This window comes from Aestuariivirga sp., assembly GCF_037139295.1.
GTDB lineage: Bacteria > Pseudomonadota > Alphaproteobacteria > Rhizobiales > Aestuariivirgaceae > Aestuariivirga.
Map to the genome: position 1 here is coordinate 1 of NZ_JBAXGR010000038.1, position 18429 is coordinate 18429.

General features: G+C 63.7%; 14 protein-coding genes. 4 read left to right on the top strand and 10 right to left on the bottom strand.

Annotated elements, in window-relative coordinates; all coding sequences use genetic code 11:
• Positions 1 to 447 (top strand): sigma factor-like helix-turn-helix DNA-binding protein (locus WCJ41_RS11370; RefSeq protein ID WP_336905942.1); only part of this gene is annotated, 447 nt, incomplete at its 5' end.
• Between the two features lie 11 nt (positions 448 to 458).
• A complete protein-coding gene (locus WCJ41_RS11375; protein ID WP_336905943.1) occupies positions 459 to 665 on the top strand; it encodes a hypothetical protein in 207 nt (68 codons plus the stop codon).
• A gap of 561 nt (positions 666 to 1226) precedes the next feature.
• Here the strand turns inward: WCJ41_RS11375 and WCJ41_RS11380 are convergent.
• From WCJ41_RS11380 to WCJ41_RS11415, 8 genes are all read right to left on the bottom strand, one after another.
• On the bottom strand, positions 1227 to 2201 hold the full coding sequence (locus tag WCJ41_RS11380; protein WP_336905944.1) for an aldo/keto reductase: 975 nt from the start codon (positions 2199 to 2201) through the stop codon (positions 1227 to 1229).
• Positions 2202 to 2267: 66 nt separating this feature from the next.
• Positions 2268 to 4055: an adenine deaminase gene (gene ade, locus WCJ41_RS11385; RefSeq protein ID WP_336905945.1), complete on the bottom strand. Its 1788-nt coding sequence runs from the start codon at positions 4053 to 4055 to the stop codon at positions 2268 to 2270.
• Positions 4056 to 4168: 113 nt separating this feature from the next.
• On the bottom strand, positions 4169 to 5383 hold the full coding sequence (locus tag WCJ41_RS11390; protein ID WP_336905946.1) for an FAD-binding oxidoreductase: 1215 nt from the start codon (positions 5381 to 5383) through the stop codon (positions 4169 to 4171).
• Positions 5384 to 5393: 10 nt separating this feature from the next.
• Entirely contained in the window at positions 5394 to 8843 is a 3450-nt protein-coding gene (locus WCJ41_RS11395) for a pyruvate carboxylase (protein WP_336905947.1), read from the bottom strand.
• Between the two features lie 210 nt (positions 8844 to 9053).
• A complete protein-coding gene (locus tag WCJ41_RS11400) occupies positions 9054 to 11075 on the bottom strand; it encodes a spore surface glycoprotein BclB (protein WP_336905948.1) in 2022 nt (673 codons plus the stop codon).
• Positions 11076 to 11479: 404 nt separating this feature from the next.
• The gene (locus WCJ41_RS11405) at positions 11480 to 11737 is read right to left on the bottom strand and encodes a TetR family transcriptional regulator C-terminal domain-containing protein (RefSeq protein ID WP_336905949.1); all 258 of its coding nucleotides are present in this window, start codon (positions 11735 to 11737) and stop codon (positions 11480 to 11482) included.
• A complete protein-coding gene (locus WCJ41_RS11410; protein ID WP_336905950.1) occupies positions 11683 to 12105 on the bottom strand; it encodes a TetR/AcrR family transcriptional regulator in 423 nt (140 codons plus the stop codon). Before WCJ41_RS11410 ends, WCJ41_RS11405 begins: the two co-directional genes overlap by 55 nt.
• A gap of 148 nt (positions 12106 to 12253) precedes the next feature.
• Positions 12254 to 13660: an FAD-binding oxidoreductase gene (locus tag WCJ41_RS11415; protein ID WP_336905951.1), complete on the bottom strand. Its 1407-nt coding sequence runs from the start codon at positions 13658 to 13660 to the stop codon at positions 12254 to 12256.
• A gap of 96 nt (positions 13661 to 13756) precedes the next feature.
• Between WCJ41_RS11415 and WCJ41_RS11420 the strand changes: the two genes are divergently transcribed.
• The gene (locus tag WCJ41_RS11420) at positions 13757 to 14779 is read left to right on the top strand and encodes a helix-turn-helix domain-containing protein (RefSeq protein WP_336905952.1); all 1023 of its coding nucleotides are present in this window, start codon (positions 13757 to 13759) and stop codon (positions 14777 to 14779) included.
• Positions 14780 to 14784: 5 nt separating this feature from the next.
• Here the strand turns inward: WCJ41_RS11420 and msrB are convergent, their stop codons facing one another.
• The gene (gene msrB / locus WCJ41_RS11425; protein ID WP_336905953.1) at positions 14785 to 15201 is read right to left on the bottom strand and encodes a peptide-methionine (R)-S-oxide reductase MsrB; all 417 of its coding nucleotides are present in this window, start codon (positions 15199 to 15201) and stop codon (positions 14785 to 14787) included.
• A 138-nt stretch (positions 15202 to 15339) separates the two neighbouring features.
• Between msrB and WCJ41_RS11430 the strand changes: the two genes are divergently transcribed.
• On the top strand, positions 15340 to 16197 hold the full coding sequence (locus WCJ41_RS11430; protein WP_336905954.1) for a ferric reductase-like transmembrane domain-containing protein: 858 nt from the start codon (positions 15340 to 15342) through the stop codon (positions 16195 to 16197).
• Positions 16198 to 16212: 15 nt separating this feature from the next.
• On the opposite strand, the gene WCJ41_RS11435 is transcribed toward WCJ41_RS11430, so the two are convergent.
• A complete protein-coding gene (locus WCJ41_RS11435) occupies positions 16213 to 18411 on the bottom strand; it encodes a SulP family inorganic anion transporter (protein WP_336905955.1) in 2199 nt (732 codons plus the stop codon).
• Positions 18412 to 18429: the final 18 nt, after the last annotated feature.

Below are 18429 nucleotides of genomic sequence, written 5' to 3' on the forward strand. Positions count from 1 at the left end.
ACATTGTTCAAGGCCCTTCGCTATCAGGAGCAATTTGTGCCTGGAAGCAATCTGATCGGCTGGCTCACAGTCATCCCTCAAAACGAACACTACACGATGCTGCGAAAGCGGCGCGAGGTTGAGGATGTGGACAACATGTTCTCCGCGAGGCTCAGCGTGCCCGGAGGCCAGCTCGAAAACATTGAACTCACCGAGACGATGTCCGTCATCCGCACCCTTCCGAAGGGGCAGCGCTCGGCTGTTCTTCTGGTCGCCGCACTTGGCTACACCTGCCAGGAGGCGGCAGACCATTGCGCGACCAAGATTGGCACGATCAAGAGCCGCCTGAACAGGGGTCGCGCAACGCTCAGGCGCAGGGCGGAAGTTGACACAGGTCAGAAGTGGAACGGACGGAACAAATGTCTGTCAGGTCCGTTATCAACCATCGCGACTGATCGCGGTATTTGATTGGAACGATCATGACACAGACCCACAACACGAAAGCCGCTGAACTTCATGAGGCGACCGCCAAGTCGCACCGCGTCGCGGCAGAGCATTACGGCAAGTCGCAGCCCGATACTGCAAAGACGCATGCCTCCAAGGCCTTGATGCAGTCCACAGACGCTCACGAAGCCTCCGTGAAGGCACAGTCTGCGGATCCGTCCACAGCAGCGAAGACCGCGTAAAGGGATTTGCCGGGGATTGCCTTCATCTGAAGTGGCAAAACCACACATGTAGCAAAGGCGACTCCCGGCAGCCTCCCATCAACTGTTGCAGGGCCGCCGCGCCATGGCACCCACTTTCGGCAATCGTGGCGCTGAAGGAATTCGTCGAGCTAGACCAAATCCTCTTCGGAAGCGATCTTTCCTCATTACCCGCAAGCCTGACAGGCATGGAGACGGAAGCAATCGACAAACTTCCAATGCTGACAGAGGTCGAGAGGCCGGGAATAATCCGCGACAATAGCTTGGCACTCTTTCCAAGATTTCCACAAGCAATCCTGCCCGAGGCACACCGTCCGGAGCGCCTAAAGCGGGCCGCGCAAGCCAGGAGCGAAGTGGCAGCCGACGATGCAAGGAACCGATGAAGGGGGTGCCGAGTTGACAGAATGCAGTTAGCGAACGAATTCATCTCGGAAGCTAGATCAAACAATATCAAATACTAAAAGAACCACCCAGTTCTCATCTTCATCTTGTCCGGTGCGCCACTTCCGAACAAGCTACTCGCCGTTATCCCGCCACTTGCGGTCATCCTGGCGAATATTCGCGAGAGGATTCCGGGTCGTCGGCTGTTGCAGGCAGGGCAAGCAATTCGCTCCATACCTGATCGCTGATGGGCCAATTTGCCCATTGCAGCGTTTCGGCGATGCGCTCCGGGCGGCTGACGCCACAAATGGTCGACAGAACACGCGGATCGCGCAGCGAAAACTGCAGCGCGGCGGCGCCCAGCGGAATGCCATGGCGCGCGCAGACTTCTTCGACCCGGCGAATGGGGCGCAGCACGTCCTCAGTGGCGACCTGGTACACGTAGCGCTGCTGGCTGGCTGCACCCTTGGCAAGCGCACCGCTGGCATAGGGGGCTGCGTTGAAGACGGCAATGCCGCGCGCGGCGGCAAGCTCAAGCATCGGTTCGGCGTTGCGATTGACCAGCGTGTAGCGGTTATGCGTGATCAGGGCATCGAAATCCCAGTCGCGCAGCAATGGCATCATGATGTCGACGCGGCCCGCCGCCAGACCAACAGCGCGCGCTAGGCCCTCCTCCTTCATGCGCATCAGCGCATCCAGGGCGCCGCCGCGGCCGGTGACGTCCGAGAGGTCGGAGGCATATTCCGGATCATGAAGGTGCAGGATGTCGACGTGGTCAACCCTCAGAACGGACAGGCTTTCCTCCAGCGAGCGGCGCGCCTGAGCAGCGTCGAACCGCAAGGTGTCCATGTCACGGTCGAGCTTGGTGGACAGGATGCGGCCTGAGGGCCAGCCACCAAGCTCGCGCACCACCTTTCCGATGAGCGCTTCGCTGCGGCCCAGCCCGTAATTGCGGGAGGTGTCGATGAAGCCATCAGGCTGGTCGAAGATGGCCCGGATCGTTGCCAGGGCGCGCTCTTCGCCAACACTGTAACCATAGGTATCCGGCATGTCGGACAGGGCCGTTGCACCGTAGCCGATGCGCGGAACGGCTACACCTGACTTTCCAACTTGCCTGAGCGTGTTCACTGTCATCATCAACTCCTGTCTCCATCACCACGAAAGCACAATCACCGAGGCGGGAGAAGCCGCTTTGCGGCGACCTCACACGAAGACATCGACCTTCTGGAAGGTTGTGACGTCGATCAGGCCCTCGTCCGAGATGCGCAGTTCGGGAATGACGACGAGCGCCAGCAATGAATGCTGCATGTTGGCGTTGTTGAGGTTGCAGCCGCAGGCCTTCATCGCGGCCACCAGCTTTCCGGCCTTGGCGGCGACGATCTCGGCACGCTCAGCCGACATCAGTCCGGCGATCGGCATCTCGACACGCGCCAGCTCCCTGCCCTCGGATACCAGCACCAGGCCGCCGCCGTTGTCCTTGAGGATATTGGCTGCCTGCGCCATGTCTTCCTTGTTGGTGCCGACCACGATCATGTGGTGGCTGTCATGCGCCACTGTCGAGGCCAGGGCGCAATCCTTCGTGTAGCCGAAGCCCGAGACGAAGGCGTTGACCACCTTGCCCGTCGCCTTGTGACGCTCGACCAGTGCGATCTGGCAGACGTCGCCCGCCCGGTCCATCTCGACAAGGCCCGATTCGACCTTCAGAGTCTTCTGCAGCGCCTTGGTGGGCGCCTGGTTCTCGATGACGCCGATGACGCGCACATCCACTTGGTTGCGGCCCTTGGGCGCCACGACGTCGAAATCCTTCGCGGTGAGCGGGCGCTTCATGTTCATCGTATGACGCGCCGCCTCGGGATAGGCGAAGGCCGGGATCTCTGCCGTAAGTCGACCGTTCTCCGCCAGCACCACGCCGCGGGCGATCACCAGTTCGATGGGCAGTGTCGTGATGTCGGAGGTGAGGATCAGGTCGGCACGGCGGCCTGGCGTGATCGAGCCCAGCTCACGCTCAAGGCCAAAATGCTGTGCGGCGTTGATGGTTGCCATCTGGATGGCGGTGATGGGCTTCAACCCCTGCGCGATGGCATGGCGGACCACGCGGTTCATGTGGCCTTCGTTCACCAGCGTGCCCGAGTGGCTGTCATCCGTGCACAGCACGAAGTTGCGTGAATCGAGCCCCGCCTCGGTGACGGCCTTGATCTGTGCTGCGACATCATACCAGGCGGAGCCCAGCCGCAGCATGGCGCGCATGCCCTGGCGCACCCGGGCGATGGCATCTTCCGCACGCGTGCCTTCATGATCATCGGCGGGGCCGCCTGCCACATAGGCGTGGAAGGGATTGCCGAGGTCCGGCGAGGCATAATGCCCGCCCACCGTCTTGCCGGCATTCTGCGTGGCGGCGATCTCTGCCAGCATCTTCTCGTCACCGGCGATCACACCGGGAAAATTCATCATCTCGCCCAGCCCGATGATGTTGGGCCACTGCATCGCCTCGCGCACATCGTCCGGGCCTAGCGTGGCGCCGGGGTTTTCGAGGCCCGGCGCACTGGGAACACAGGAGGGCATCTGCACGAAGACGCTGACTGGCATGGCCATCGCCTCGTCATGCATCAGCCGCACGCCGGGAAGGCCCAGAACATTGGCAATCTCATGTGGATCGATGAACATCGACGTGGTGCCGTGAGGGATCACGGCGCGCACGAATTCGGTGACTGTCACCATGCCGCTTTCCACATGCATGTGCGCGTCGCACAGTCCCGGCACCATGTAGCGGCCCTCGGCTTCAATCACCTTCGTGTCCTTGCCAATGCAATGTGCGGCATCGGGGCCCACATAGGCGAAGCGGCCGTCGGCGATGGCAATGTCGGTTGCGGGAATGATTTCGCCGGAATGGACGTTCACCCACTTGCCGTTCCGGATCACCATGTCCGCCTTGTCACGCCCCATGGCGACGGCGATGAGGCGGGAAGCCGTTTCTGGCCAGGATTTGAGCATGGGTGTCTCCATCAGGTCTGGAACGTCAGCACGCGAGCGTCGTCGATGCACGAGATCGGAAGCCCTGTCTAGCATGGCCCAGCCATTCAGGCTGCTCCGACCTTGCCTGCGCCCTAATGCCTGCCGCGCAGGAAGCTGTCACCGGTGGACACGAGGCCTTCCGCAAAGCGGCTGAGACGGAGGGGGTTATCGGTGGGCTGCATCTCACCCGTCAGCAGGCGCGCAACGCGCCGCCCGGCCTCCGGTGACAGCATGACGCCCGCCCAGTAGCCACAGTTGAGATGAAGCCCTTTCACCTCCGGCACCGGGCCGATCAGCGGCTGGTCGTCCGGTGTGTACATGTAATAGCCCGCCGTGGTGGTGAGATCGCTGCTGCTGAGCGTCTCCGCCACCCCGGCCCAGAAGGGCGAGAGAGCGGTGATCTTGTCGAGCAGCACGGCCGCAAAGTCCCAGTCCGTCGGCACGTCCTCCACCGGGTTGGCGGTCACCGGCTCGTCGGGGTCGACCCAGGCCATCAGCGCGCCACCATGCTCGGGGCGCCAGTAGGTTTCCTGGCCGACGTCGATGCACAAGGGCGCAGCCCTCGGGATTTGCGGCTTCGGTGCCACATGCACCTTCTGGCGGCGCACCGCTTCGATGGGAAGCGTCACGCCCACCATCGCGGCGATGGATTGTGCGAAGGGGCCAGCTGCATTGACAACCTGGCGCGTGGCAATGCTGCCGCGTGTAGTGCGAACGGCGCAGATGCCTTCGGCATCGGTGTCGATGCCGGACACCTTCGTCTGCAGCAGGAACTTCGCGGTCGAGCCCTTGGCAAAGCCCTGCGTTGCCTCATGGCTGGAGAGCCAGCCGTCATTCTGGTGAAAGGTGCCGCAGACCATGCGCTCCGAGATGTAGGGAAAGCGCTGGCGAATGTCATCGGCAGCGAGAAACTCCGAGCCGGCAACACCATAGCCGTGATGCACGGCCACTGCCTGCTTCAGTCTCTCGGCATTCACCACATCGTCCGAGACGAAGAGATAGCCCTGATGCTTCAGCGCGATGTCATGGCCCGGGATGCCGACCGTATCGGCAAAGTTCTCATACATGCGGATCGACGGCAGCACGAGGTCTGCCATTGCCTTCTCTGTCATCTGGGCGCGGAAGCTTTCGATGGAGAGAGGCGTGGTGAGGGTGGAGAGGCCCTCGCGCATCTCGATCAGCACCGTGTCGAGGCCTGCCCTCGAGAGCCAGAAGGCAGTGGCCACCCCCACGATGCCACCGCCGATGACGACGACCTCCGCCGTCTTCGGCATGGTGGCGGCATCAGGCACGAAGATCTTGCGCATGCGCAGCCGCCTATTCCGCGAACTCGAGCAGCAGGTCCTTCGCCTCGACCTGCGAACCGGGATTCACGTGAATGGCCTTGATGGTGGCGGCGCGTTCGGCGCGAAGTCCCATTTCCATCTTCATTGCCTCGATGGTGAACAGCAGGTCACCGGGCCCGACCTTCTGGCCAACGCTGACTGCAACGGCGGCGATGGCGCCCGGCATGGGCGCGCCAAGCTGGGTGATATTGCCATCCTGTGCCTTGGCACGCACCGGCGCCTTGGCCTTGACGGCGCGATTGGGCACGCGGATGACGCGGGGCTGGCCGTTCAACTCGAAGAATACCTTGGCTTCGCCCTCCTCCGTCGTCTCGCCCACGGCCTGCAGACGAACCTCCAGCGTCTTGCCAGGGTCGATCTCGACCGAGATCTCCTCGCCGGGCTGCATGCCGTAGAAGAACACCGGCGTCGGCAGCACGCGCACCGGACCATAGAGGCGATGGCGACCCATGTAGTCGAGGAAGACCTTGGGATACATGAGGTAGCCGTTGAGGTCTTCGTCATCGACGTGGCGGCCGTTGAGGTCCTTCGACAGCTTGAGGCGGGTTTCATCGAGATCGACGGAAGGAACCAGCGAGCCCGGTCTGACGGTGATGGGCGCCTCGCCCTTCAAGGCCTTCTTCTGCAATGCCTTGGGCCAGCCGCCCGGCGGCTGCCCAAGATTGCCCTTCAGCATATCGACCACCGAGTCCGGGAAAGCGACCTCGACTTTGGGGTCCTCGACATCGGCACGCGTGAGGCCTTGCGCCACCATCATCAGGGCCATGTCGCCCACCACCTTCGACGATGGGGTGACCTTCACGATATCGCCGAACATCAGGTTGGCCTGGGCATAGGCTTGCGCCACCTCGTGCCAGCGCGGTTCCAGCCCCATGCTGCGCGCCTGGGCCTTGAGGTTGGTGAACTGCCCGCCGGGCATTTCATGGAGATAAACCTCGGAGGCAGGCGCTTCGATGCCGCTCTCGAAGGCCGCATATTGGTGGCGAACGGCCTCCCAGTAGTTCGAGATGGCGCGGATGGCGGAGGCATCGAGCCCGGTGTCGCGGTCGGTATGCGCGAGCGCTTCCACAATGGAGCCGAGGCAGGGCTGCGATGTGCCGCCCGAAAAGGCATCCATCGCCGCGTCGACGGCATCGGCACCAGCCTCTGCCGCGGCCAGCACGCTGGCCCCCGCGATGCCGCTTGTATCATGCGTGTGGAAGTGGATGGGCAGGCCCACCTCATCCTTGAGGGTCTTCACCAGCTTGCGCGCAGCAGCGGGCTTTAGCAGCCCCGCCATGTCCTTGAGACCCAGCACATGGGCCCCGGCGGCCTTCAGTTCTTTCGCCATGCCGATATAGTATTTGAGGTCATACTTGGCGCGGTTCGGATCAAGAATATCGCCCGTGTAGCAAATGGCCGCCTCGCACACGCGGTTCGACTCCAGCACGGCATCCATGGCGACGCGCATGTTGTCGACCCAGTTGAGGCTGTCGAAGACGCGGAACACGTCGATGCCCGTGCTGGCCGCCTGCTTCACGAAGGTCTTCACCACATTGTCGGGATAGGTGGTGTAGCCGACGCCATTGGCGCCGCGCAGCAGCATCTGCAGCATCAGGCTCGGCATGCGTTCGCGCAGGTCACGCAGGCGCTGCCACGGGCACTCCTGCAGGAAGCGGTAGGCAACGTCGAAGGTGGCGCCACCCCAGCATTCGACGCTGAACAGGCCGGAGAGATTGGCGGCATAGGCCGGCGCCACGCGGATCATGTCGATCGAGCGCATGCGGGTTGCCAGCAGCGACTGATGGCCGTCGCGCATCGTCGTGTCGGTGACGAGCAGGTGCTTCTGCGCGAGCATCCAGTCGGCCACCGCCTGAGGCCCCTTCTCCAGCAGCAGGTCACGCGTGCCCGGCTGCGGAAGACCACTCAGCTTTGGCACCGTCAGCTCGCGGCCTGTCACCTTCGGCTTGGGACGGCCGGCTGTCTCGGGGTGGCCGTTCACTGCAATGTCGGCGATGTAGGTGAGGATCTTGGTTGCACGGTCGCGCCGCTTCTTGAACTCGAAGAGGGCGGGCGTCGTGTCGATGAATTTCGTGGTGCAGCTGTTGTCGAGGAATTTCGGGTGCTTCAGCAGGTTCTCGACGAAGGCGATGTTGGTGGCCACACCACGCACGCGGAATTCCGACAATGCGCGGCTCATGCGGGCAATCGCCTGGTCCGGCGTCTGCGCCCAGGCCGTTACCTTGACGAGCAACGAGTCGTAGAAGCGGGTGATCACCGCACCCGCATAGGCCGTGCCGCCATCGAGCCTGATGCCCATGCCGGTGGCCGAGCGATAGGCAGTGATGCGGCCATAGTCGGGAATGAAGTTATTCTGGGGGTCTTCCGTCGTCACGCGGCACTGCAGCGCATGGCCATAGAGCCGCACATCCTCCTGCCGTGCAACGCCTGTTGCCTCGGCCAGCGTCTTTCCTTCCGCGATCAGGATCTGCGCACGCACGATGTCGATGCCGGTGACCTGTTCGGTGACCGTATGCTCGACCTGGACACGCGGGTTTACTTCGATGAAGTAGAAGCGGCCGGTGTCCATGTCCATGAGGAACTCGACCGTGCCGGCGCAGTCATAGCCCACATGCGCGCAGATGCGGCGGCCCAGCTCGCAGATCTCGGCGCGCTGAGCGGCATCGAGGTAGGGCGCAGGCGCCCGCTCGACGACTTTCTGGTTGCGCCGCTGCACGGTGCAGTCACGCTCATAGAGGTGATAGATCGCGCCATATTTGTCGCCAAGGATCTGCACCTCGACGTGGCGTGCCCGCTCGATCATCTTCTCGAGATAGCCCTCGCCATTGCCGAAGGCCGATTGCGCCTCGCGGCGGCCTTCCAGCACCTTGGCCTCGAGTTCGTCCGGCCCGGTGATCGGCCGCATGCCGCGCCCGCCGCCGCCCCAGCTGGCCTTCAGCATCAGCGGATAGCCGATGACTTGTGCTTCTTTGGCGATGGTGGCCATGTCATCGCCCAGGACCTCGGTCGCGGGGATCACCGGAACGCCGGCGGCCATGGCCACACGCCGGGCACTCGCCTTGTCGCCCAGCGCGCGCATCGTTTCCGCCTTGGGGCCGATGAAGGTGATGCCTGCCACGACGCAGGCCTCGACGAAGTCCGGATTCTCGGACAGCAGCCCATAGCCCGGGTGGATCGCATCCGCACCACAGGCCTTGGCCACCCGGGTGATCTCGGGGATCGAGAGATAGGCCGCAACCGGCCCCATCCCCTCGCCGATGCGATAGGCCTCATCCGCCTTGAAGCGGTGCAGCGAGAGCTTGTCCTCCTCGGCATAGACGGCCACCGTCTTCTTGCCGAGCTCGGTTGCCGCCCGCATGACGCGAATGGCGATCTCGCCGCGGTTGGCGATCAGGATCTTTCGAAACGACGGCAATTTCACCCCCAGCTGCGAATTGGCGCTTACTGTTTTGTTATCCTAGTCCGCAGTGATGGAGGAAGAAACCGGCGTCATCAACTCTGGCCGAATGGCTATCGCAGCCGCGATCCTGGCATCGTCACGCTGGCCGACTAGGCGAAAAGGCCTCCGCCGAACCGGCAGAGGCCCTTGTCTTGCAGTCATCGAAGAGTGTCTGCGGGCCTTGCCGGTCCGTCAGGGGGCCTCCACGACCAGAGTGACCTTGTTGATCGTGCAGCTCGAGGCGCTGGTCTTGTATTGCAGCTGGAAAGTCGTCGGCCCCACCGGCAGGTTCGTGACCGGGAAGACCTGAGTGGCGATGATGGGGTTGGTCGAGTTTGCCGATTTCACACCCATGAAGAATGTACCCGCCGCCAGCACACTCGTGCCGCCCGAATTCTTCGCGTCGAATGTCAGCGTACAGGTGACGTTGCTCGTGACCGTGATGTCCGCCGAAATGGTCACGAGCGCGCTGAGGGCGCCAGTGCCCGTGGTCTGGATGTTGCGGGCCACCGACACGGCGGTGGTGGTTGTTAGGTAGGTCGTGCTCGTGCCCGCCGTGAGCACGGCTGTGGCATAGGTCGCTCCCACCGGGACGGAGCCCGTGGCACCCGTCAGGCCAGTAGCGCCAGTCGCTCCTGTGGCACCCGTCAGGCCAGTGGCACCCGTCGCGCCCGTCAGTCCAGTGGCGCCCGTCGCACCCGTCAGACCGGTAGCGCCCGTCGCACCCGTCAGGCCAGTGGCACCCGTCGCGCCCGTCAGGCCAGTGGCACCCGTGGCACCCGTCAAGCCGGTGGCACCCGTCGCACCCGTCAGACCGGTAGCGCCCGTCGCACCCGTCAGGCCAGTGGCGCCCGTCGCACCCGTCAAGCCAGTGGCGCCCGTCGCGCCCGTCAAGCCAGTGGCACCCGTTGCACCCGTAAGGCCGGTGGCACCCGTTGCACCCGTAAGGCCGGTGGCACCCGTGGCACCCGTAAGGCCGGTGGCACCCGTGGCACCCGTCAAGCCAGTGGCGCCCGTCGCGCCCGTCAAGCCAGTGGCGCCCGTCGCACCCGTCAGGCCAGTGGCGCCCATCGCGCCCGTCAGTCCAGTGGCACCCGTGGCACCCGTCAGGCCAGTGGCACCCGTCAGGCCAGTGGCACCCGTGGCACCCGTAAGGCCGGTGGCACCCGTTGCACCCGTCAGGCCGGTGGCGCCCGTCGCACCCGTCAGACCAGTGGCACCCGTGGCACCCGTCAAGCCGGTGGCACCCGTCGCACCGTTTTCACCCTGGAGGCCCTGTTCGCCAGTGGCACCCGTCGCGCCGGTGTTACCTGTTGCGCCAGTAGCACCGGTGTCGCCCTGCGGCCCCTGGAGACCAGTCGCACCATCTGCACCCGTATCACCCCTCGGACCCTGCGGCCCATCGGCACCCGTATCACCTGTCGCGCCCTGAGGCCCGATAGGGCCCGTTGCGCCATCTGCGCCGGCGAGACCAGTTTCACCCTGCGGACCCTGAGGACCCGTTGTGCCCACTGCTCCTGTCGCGCCTGTTTCACCTGTCGCGCCCGCTGCTCCTGTCGCGCCTGTCGCGCCTGTTGCACCATTCGCGCCCGTGTCACCGCTCACACCTTGCGGGCCAATGGGACCCGTCGCACCGTCAGCACCGGGCAACCCTGTATCGCCCTGCGGCCCCGTCGCACCCGTCGCACCGGTTGCACCCGTTTCACCCGTGGGGCCGGTCGCGCCGTCATTGCCGGTGCCGGCACCTGAACCACCGGTGTTGCTGGCTGCGGCGAAGAGTTCCCAATAGGTCTCGCTTGAAGGTCCGGGGGCAACCTGGGCCGGCACCGGCAGCTTGGCGCGCCATGTCGAGCCGTCATGGAAGACAAGTTCATCGGTCACATAGGTATCGAGATTGTTCCAGTCGCCGCGCGACTTCAGCGAGATCGGCGCACAATTGGCAACATTCACCAAAACGGAAGGCTGGCCGGGCGAGGTGAGCATCACCACGCAGCGCCCGGGGATGTAGGACAAGGCGCGGAAATCGAATTCACCCGTGGCACGCGCCTTCGTCGACGCGACACCGCCATCCAAGGTCAGGACTGCATAGGGATTGGTCTTGCCGCGCAGCGTAAGCTTCCCCGAGCCGGCCGACGCCTGCGTGACGGTGATGTCCGCCGAAGCCAAATCACTCGTCGCCCAACCTGCCGACAACGCGGTCGTGGCCACCAGCATCGACCGGACCGCAAAACCGCCCCAAATACGCATAAACCACCTGCAAACCACAAATAATACGTAGTAGAAACTACTTATGAGAGGGTTAGCAACCGTTTGCATAAGTGTCAACTTAGAGCAACTACTATAGTAGCCGTATGGCTAACGAATGGATTCCCATCGGGCGGCCTGTCGCGATACGGGACACCTCACCCCATAACAAATTGAAATATTTATATTATTTTAGTTGAGTTGACGCTTGCGGCACCATGAATTCGTACAGACGATCATGGTGGCGTTACCTAGAGTCAGGCTGCGCAATGCCCTGAGTTAAGGTTAAGCCACTAACTTGTTTAGTAAGGAAACGCGGCCTTGCTGCAGACCTGACAGGGTAAATGAAAGAACTCCAGGCGCGGGTCGTGAACTTACGTTGCCAGCGACCCCAGCGTCGCCTCAAGGAAGCGCAGGGCCGCCACCTGCTCACGCAGCGTGTCGCGCCGCGCTGAGAGACACCAGCGCAGCCATAGGCCGTCGAGGAAGGCCAGGAATTCAAAGGCCATTGCCTCCGCGTCGACCGTCAGGTTGCGGAACCGCGCGACATCCGCCACCGCCCGCGCCACTTCCATCGTCAGCTCACGCTCGATCTTGTCGAGACTGCGCCTGGTGCGGGTGTTGAGCAGCATTCCTCGTAGATCGGCAACCAGACAAGCAGGTTCCTTCGTGAGTAATAGTCCGGGTGGAAGTTCTTTTCGAGCAGCTCGCGGAGTGCGGACAGCGCCTCGGCAAGGGTCTTCGGCTTGATGTATTCCACCGCCTTCGCTTCGAACAGCACGGAGCGGAAGACCGACTTGTGCAGTTCTTCCACGCTGCCGAAGTAGTGGGACAGCAGGCTGATCGAGACCTTCGCCTCGGCCGCGACATTCTTCAGCGTGAAGCCGCGCATGCCCTTTTCGCTCAGACATGCACGGGCCGCGTGAAGAATGAGACTGTGGCGGTGCTCGGGTGTCTCGCGGTCAGCCCGCTTGCGGGCCGGTTTTTGTGGTGCTGCCATGTTTCGCGGAACCAGGATCTAGATATCTTGGCAGCGCGATAACATGAAGTTGCTGATACTTGAAGGCAGTAGAATCCCATACGGAAGCCAGCCGAGCCTGGCCCCGGGCCCAGGCTGGAGGACCGGTACAATCGCAGCACGGCAGGACTCAGCCAGGTTGAATGTTCTGATTCATCCGGAAGAGATTTTGCGGATCAAACCGGCGCTTAACCTCCTGCAGGCGGGCATAGGTGGTGTCGCCCAATGCGTTGCGCACCAGCGATTGGTCTTCGCCAAGGCCAGGGAAGTTGAGATAGAGCCTCCCGGTTGAATGGCGCTGCATGTCGGCCCACGTCTGGCGCACCCAGCCGATGTTCGCGTCGTCATCCGCGACATCGGACCAGATCGCATCGAGGCTCAGCATGAAGGGTGCGGAACGGTCGCCAAAGCCCGATGACTCCGTCGTCACTCGCTGCATAGCGCCGCCAAATTTCCATATCGAGGCAAATGTCATCTCGGAGGGGCGCTTTGCGAGATGCGATGTGATCTCCCGGATCACGCCATCATCCAGACCTTTGAGATATGTGGATTTCCAGTAGCAGCGATCGCGTCCCTTGGGGAAGATCGCATCATAGAGGGTCTGGATGGTGCCGTATGGCATCGCGCCGCTGAAATCGAGCAGCGTCTCACCGAAGTTGCGCATCGGCGCGGTCACGCACTCGCCCTCGTCCGCGGGTCCATCGTAGACATGCGCCAGTGCCATCACGCGCCGACCCCAGCATGCTTCAGGGTAGGCAGGGTCGTTCGGGATGGTGGAGAACTCCGCTAACCCGCTCAGGCGCTCTGGCGCCGTCGCCATGAAGTCACGCCACTTGGGGAGTATCTCGTTGGCCATTTCTTCCGGATAGATCGGGGCGCAGAAGAACAGTTCGGCGGGAATCTCGTGCAGCGCGAATTCGAAGTTCACCACCACGCCGAAATTACCCCCGCCGCCGCGCAGCGCCCAGAGGAGTGCCGGGTTCTCGGTCTTGCTGGCGTGGACCAGACGTCCATCGACCGTGACCACATCGGCCGCCACCAGGTTGTCGCAGGCGAGGCCGTGACGGCCGCGCAGCCAACCGATCCCGCCTGACAGCGTGAGACCGGCAACGCCGGTAGCCGAAATCAAGCCGCCGGGAGTGGCCCGGTTGAACGGTGCCGTTGCGGCGTCCACATCGCGCCACACTGCGCCACCCTCGACGAAGGCGCGGTCGAGCGCGGGCGACAGGCGCACGCCGTTCATCAGTGTCATGTCGATCATCAGGCCACCCTCGCAAACGGCGTAGCCAGCCACATTGTGGCCTCCTGAGCGGATGGCGATCGAAAGCCCATGCTGGCGCGCGAAACTGACAGCTGCGGACACATCCGCCGCATTGCGGCAACGCGCGATCAGCGCGGGCCGCCGGTCAATCATGCCATTCCAAACCCGGGTTTCATCATAGGCCGGGTGTGCCGCATCGAGAAGTTCGCCGCGGAGACTCGCCCTCAGCGCGTCTATGGCGCCGGAATCGATCGATGTTGTGGTGCTTTTCGTCATGTTGTGTTCCTCCCGTGGCGGTTGAAGCTAGCCAGCCCGCAACTCCAACCGTAAAGTCAAATTTCCGCGGAACAGGTCATTTGAGCCATGGCGAACATGTCTGACCCCTTGAAGGTCGCAATCGTGGCGGTGCCGGAGGTGACGGCATCCACGCTCTACGGCATGTTCGACCTGTTTTCCTCTCCCGGGCGCGACTATCAGTTTATCACCACGGGCACGCCCGGTGACCAGCGCATGAAGCCCTTCATCGTGGCGCGGGAGCGCGAGAGCTTCACTGCAGCGAACGGCATCCAGGTGATGCCGGACCACAGCTTCACCACGGCACCGCAACCAGACATCGTGTGCATTCCTGATTTCTTCGTGAACCCGGGAGACAGTGTCGCCGGGCAATATGGACCCGAGGCAGAGTGGTTGGCGGATGTGCATCGCAAGGGTGCCGTTCTGGCGAGCGCCTGCTCGGGAGCCGTGCTGCTTGGCGAGGCGGGCCTCCTTGCCAATTGTGATGCCACAATCCACTGGGGCTATGTGCGCACCCTCACCAACAACTATCCAAACATCAAGGTCAACCTCAACCAGCCGCTGGTGATGGGCGGCACGTCGCATCGACTGGTCATGGCGGGTGGCGGCACCAGTTGGCAGGATCTGGCGCTCTATCTGATCGCGCGCCACGTGGGCCTCAAGGAAGCAATCGAGGTCGCAAAGACCTACATGCTGGAATGGCATGAGCTTGGCCAGCAGCCCTTCGCCTCGCTGCTGTCGTTCCGCCAGACCAGTGACGCGGTGATCAACAAGTGTCAGGCCTGGGTGGCCGACAACTATCGCCTACCTTCACCCGCCACGGCCATGGCAGAGGTCTCGGGCCTCACCACGCGCACCTTCATCAGGCGCTTCCGCGATGCAACCGGCATGACGCCGCTCGACTACGTCCACGCGCTGCGCCTCGAGGAGGCGAAGCAGATGCTGGAGACCACCGACGAGAGCATCGAAGCCATCGCCAACGAGGTCGGCTACGAAGACACGAGCTTCTTAAGCCGCCTGTTCCGTCGCAAGGTGGGCGTAGCACCGGGCGAATACCGGCTGCGCTTCGGTGCGCTGCGCAAGGCAGCACGCGAGCTCTGATCAGCTTACCCCAGCGGCTCGAAGTCGAGAGCCACGCCGTTGATGCAGTAGCGCAGGAAAGTGGGTGGTGGGCCATCCTCGAAGACATGGCCCAGATGGCTGCCACAGGTCGCGCAGTGCACCTCGGTCCTGATCATGCCATGGCTGCGGTCGACGGTGGTCACAACAGCCCCCGCGACCGGCACGTTGAAGCTGGGCCAGCCGGTGCCACTCTCGAATTTGTCCTGGCCTTCGAACAGACTGGTGCGACAGCCGGCACAGAGAAAGCGGCCGGGGCGCTTCTCGCGCAAAAGGGCGCAACTGCCGGGCCGCTCGGTGGCGTGGCCGCGCATCACGTCATACTGCTCAGGCGTGAGCATGGCGCGCCACTCGGCGTCGGTCCGCTGGAAGGGAAAGGTTTCGGAAGTCTGGGCATCGCTCATGGCGGGCTCCCTCGTCATGTTCGGGTTGTCTGTGATATCGGACGGCTGACATTGAAATGCCAGCCGAAATTGACGATCATCGCGAAACCGTGATGTGAGTTGAGACGACAGCCAGCGCGAGACCTGCAATATGACGCCATGTTTCTGATCACCGACCGGGCCGGCCGCTTTTCCCTGCTCAAGGCCTGCTGCCTCGCCCTGCTGCTGGCGCCTGCCCTCTGGCTCGGCTGGCAGGCACTGAACCATGATCTGGGGCCTCTGCCGATCAAGCAGGCTCTCCATGACAGCGGTAAACTGGCTGTTCGCTTCCTGCTGATAACCCTCGCGTTGACGCCGCTGCAGCGCCTGTTCCGCTGGCCGAAGCTTGCCATTGTCCGGCGCATGCTGGGCGTGGGCGCGTTTTGCTGGGCCGCCGCTCACCTGGTGTTTTATGTCGCCAGCCAGAAATTCGACCTGGCCCAAGTGGCGAGCGAGATCTTCAGCCGCTACTACCTCACTATCGGATTCATCGCGCTGACAGGCCTTGCACTGCTCGCTGCAACCTCGACCGATGGTATGATCTCCCGCATGGGTCCGTGGTGGAAGCGCCTGCATCGCGCGGTCTATGTCATTGCCGTTCTCGCCATCCTGCACTTCTTCATGCAGTCGAAGCTCGATGCCAGCGAGGCGACGCTGATGGCGGGTTTGTTCCTGACGCTGATGATCTACCGGCTGGCAATCTGGTTCCGCCTGCCGATGGGGGCGGTGATGCTGGCAGGCGTGGCGCTCGCCGGGGCCGCCGCGACAGCGCTTGCCGAGTTTGCGTGGTACGGCCTCGCCACCGGCGCCAACCCGTGGCGCGTGCTCGATGCCAATCTCCATGTGGGGCAAGGTCTCCGCCCAGCCGTCGAGGTCCTTCTGGTCGCGGCAGCCGTTGCGCTCAGCGCTGAAATCTGGCGGCGGCTCCCCTCCCGCAAGGGCTCTCCCTCCGGCCTGCGCGAGCCCCGCCGCGCCTGACGGCGCATAGCCAGCTCAGTCTATCAGCCGCTGCAGCAGTCCGTTTGTGGTGCTGAGGCGCTCCGCCAGCAGGGCTGCGATAGCCTGGTGAAGTGCATTGGCCAGCTGCGGGTCGCTGCGTTCCATGTCACGCAGCTTCGCCGCGTGCAACACATAGGCCTCAGTCGTCTCGTCGGCGATGGCGGATGCGTTGCGCGGTTGGTTCAAATACATGCCGATCTCGCCGATCATCGTTCCGCCGGTCAGCGAGCGAAGCCGCATCGAGCGCCCGTCAGGAAGCCCGAGGCGCACCGTTACGCGACCCGTTTCGATGAACAGGATCTCGTCCGGTGGCCCGCCCTGCCGCAGCAGATAGTCACCCGCCGCAAAATTCCGTGGCTCCAGATAGGCCATGAAGTCGGAGAGGGTGGCTCCTTCCGGCAACACCCGGCGGATGCGCTCCCAGCCCGAGACATCCCCCGGCAGTCCTCGGCCCGCCGCATCGCGCAGCAGGTCCTGCTCGCATTGTTCGAGCGCCTCGTCGAGGTCGTCATGGAAGCTCACGCTGCCCGCTGCGGGCTCGATACCGGACTGGCGGAACTGCGCGCGCAGCCCGCTGTTCATGCGGGTGAGCAAAAGCTGGCAGGCGTTGCGCTCGCACAGTGTGCTGATCTTGGAGAAGGCCAGCATGGCGGAGGAATCGCTTGCCGGCACATCGCGGAAGTCGAGCAGCAGGAAGCGCATCTTTCGCGGGCCAGGTGCTGCCATCATCTGCTGGATCCGTGTCAGCACCGAATAGGCCGTGCCGAAGAAGATGAAGCCCTCGAGCTTGATGACCCTGATGGCGCTGCCCTGCGCCTTCAGCACGGCGAGGGCAGCGGGATTGCGATCAACGTTGCTGCGATAGTCAGCACCGGAAAGCTCCTGCCGGATCACTCGCACGCGGCTGTAGCTGAGCACGAAGATCACCATGGCGACGGCCACACCCACCGCCACGCCGGCGGGAATGCTGACAGCACCGATCACCGCGACGATGAGTGCGACAATCAGGAAATCCTGCAGCGGCAGCCGGCGCCAACCGTCATAGAGCCACTCGATCAGCAGGCCGGCACCCATCGAGAACAGCAGCCCGCCCAGCACGGCGCGCGGCATGTAGGCGAGAAGCGATGTTCCGAACAGCAGGGCGGCAAGGCACAGCGCCGCCGAGGCGAGCCCGATCACACGGCTGTTGGCGCCCATGCGATAGCCAAGCAGCGAGGCGGAGAGTGCGTGGAATCCCACCGCCCCACCCAGCAGCCCCGACGCCATGTTGGCAAGCCCCGCGGCGCGCAGTTCGCGGTTGATGTCGAGATCGCTGCGCGTTGCCAGTTCGAGGCCGCTGGCATTGAGCAGCAGCGCCACCACGCTCACCAGTAAAATCGAGGCGAAGGTCGGGATATGGGCTGCTACGTGTGACCACTCCTCCGCCGAGAGCCGTATCCAGGCTGGCGCCTCGAGCCCGGTGAAGTCGGGAAAGGGCCCCAGCAGAAGCCCCGCCGCCTGCGCCTCGCCGACTGTCATGCCTGCCAAATGCAAGCCGAGGTGATAGAGCGCCACGGCGGCGAGCAGCAGCCCCGGAACCAGCAGCGGATGGCGATAGCGCCGCAGCATCGCCAGCAGCAGCAGGCCGAAGGCGAGGCCAGGCAACCAGCGCGCCGCCCGCAGCGGCTCTGAAAGCAGCTGAAAGTCGATTTTCGGAATCGCCACGCCGGTGAGCACGGGGATCGCACCCAGCAGGATCAGCAGGCCGGAGCCTGCCAGAAAGCCGCCGACAACCGGAAAGGGAATGAAGCGCATCAGCGCGCCCAGGCGGAACACGCCGAGGCCATAGAACACGGCACCCGCCGCGAAGGCCGCCACATTGGCCGAGGCGAGAACCACCAGCACGGCCAGGGCGGGCGGTACGCTGCTGCCCATCGTGGCGGCAAGTGCCGTTGCCATGACACCGATGATCACGGCGGGGCCATCCTGCACCTGTGCCACGACGCCGGGATAGCTGCTGAACAGCGCCACCAGCGCGCCCACCACCACGCCACCAGTCAGGATCAGTTCCAGGGCCGGGGCAATGCCGCCCGGCAGGCCATTTGGCATCACCAGCACCACCATGCTGGCCGAACCGAGAATGGTGCGAATGCCGGCGATCAGCCCGGCGGTGAGGCTGGTGACCAGCTGCTGCGCGTGAAGGCTCGACCCCATGCCCCGTCCCACACCATG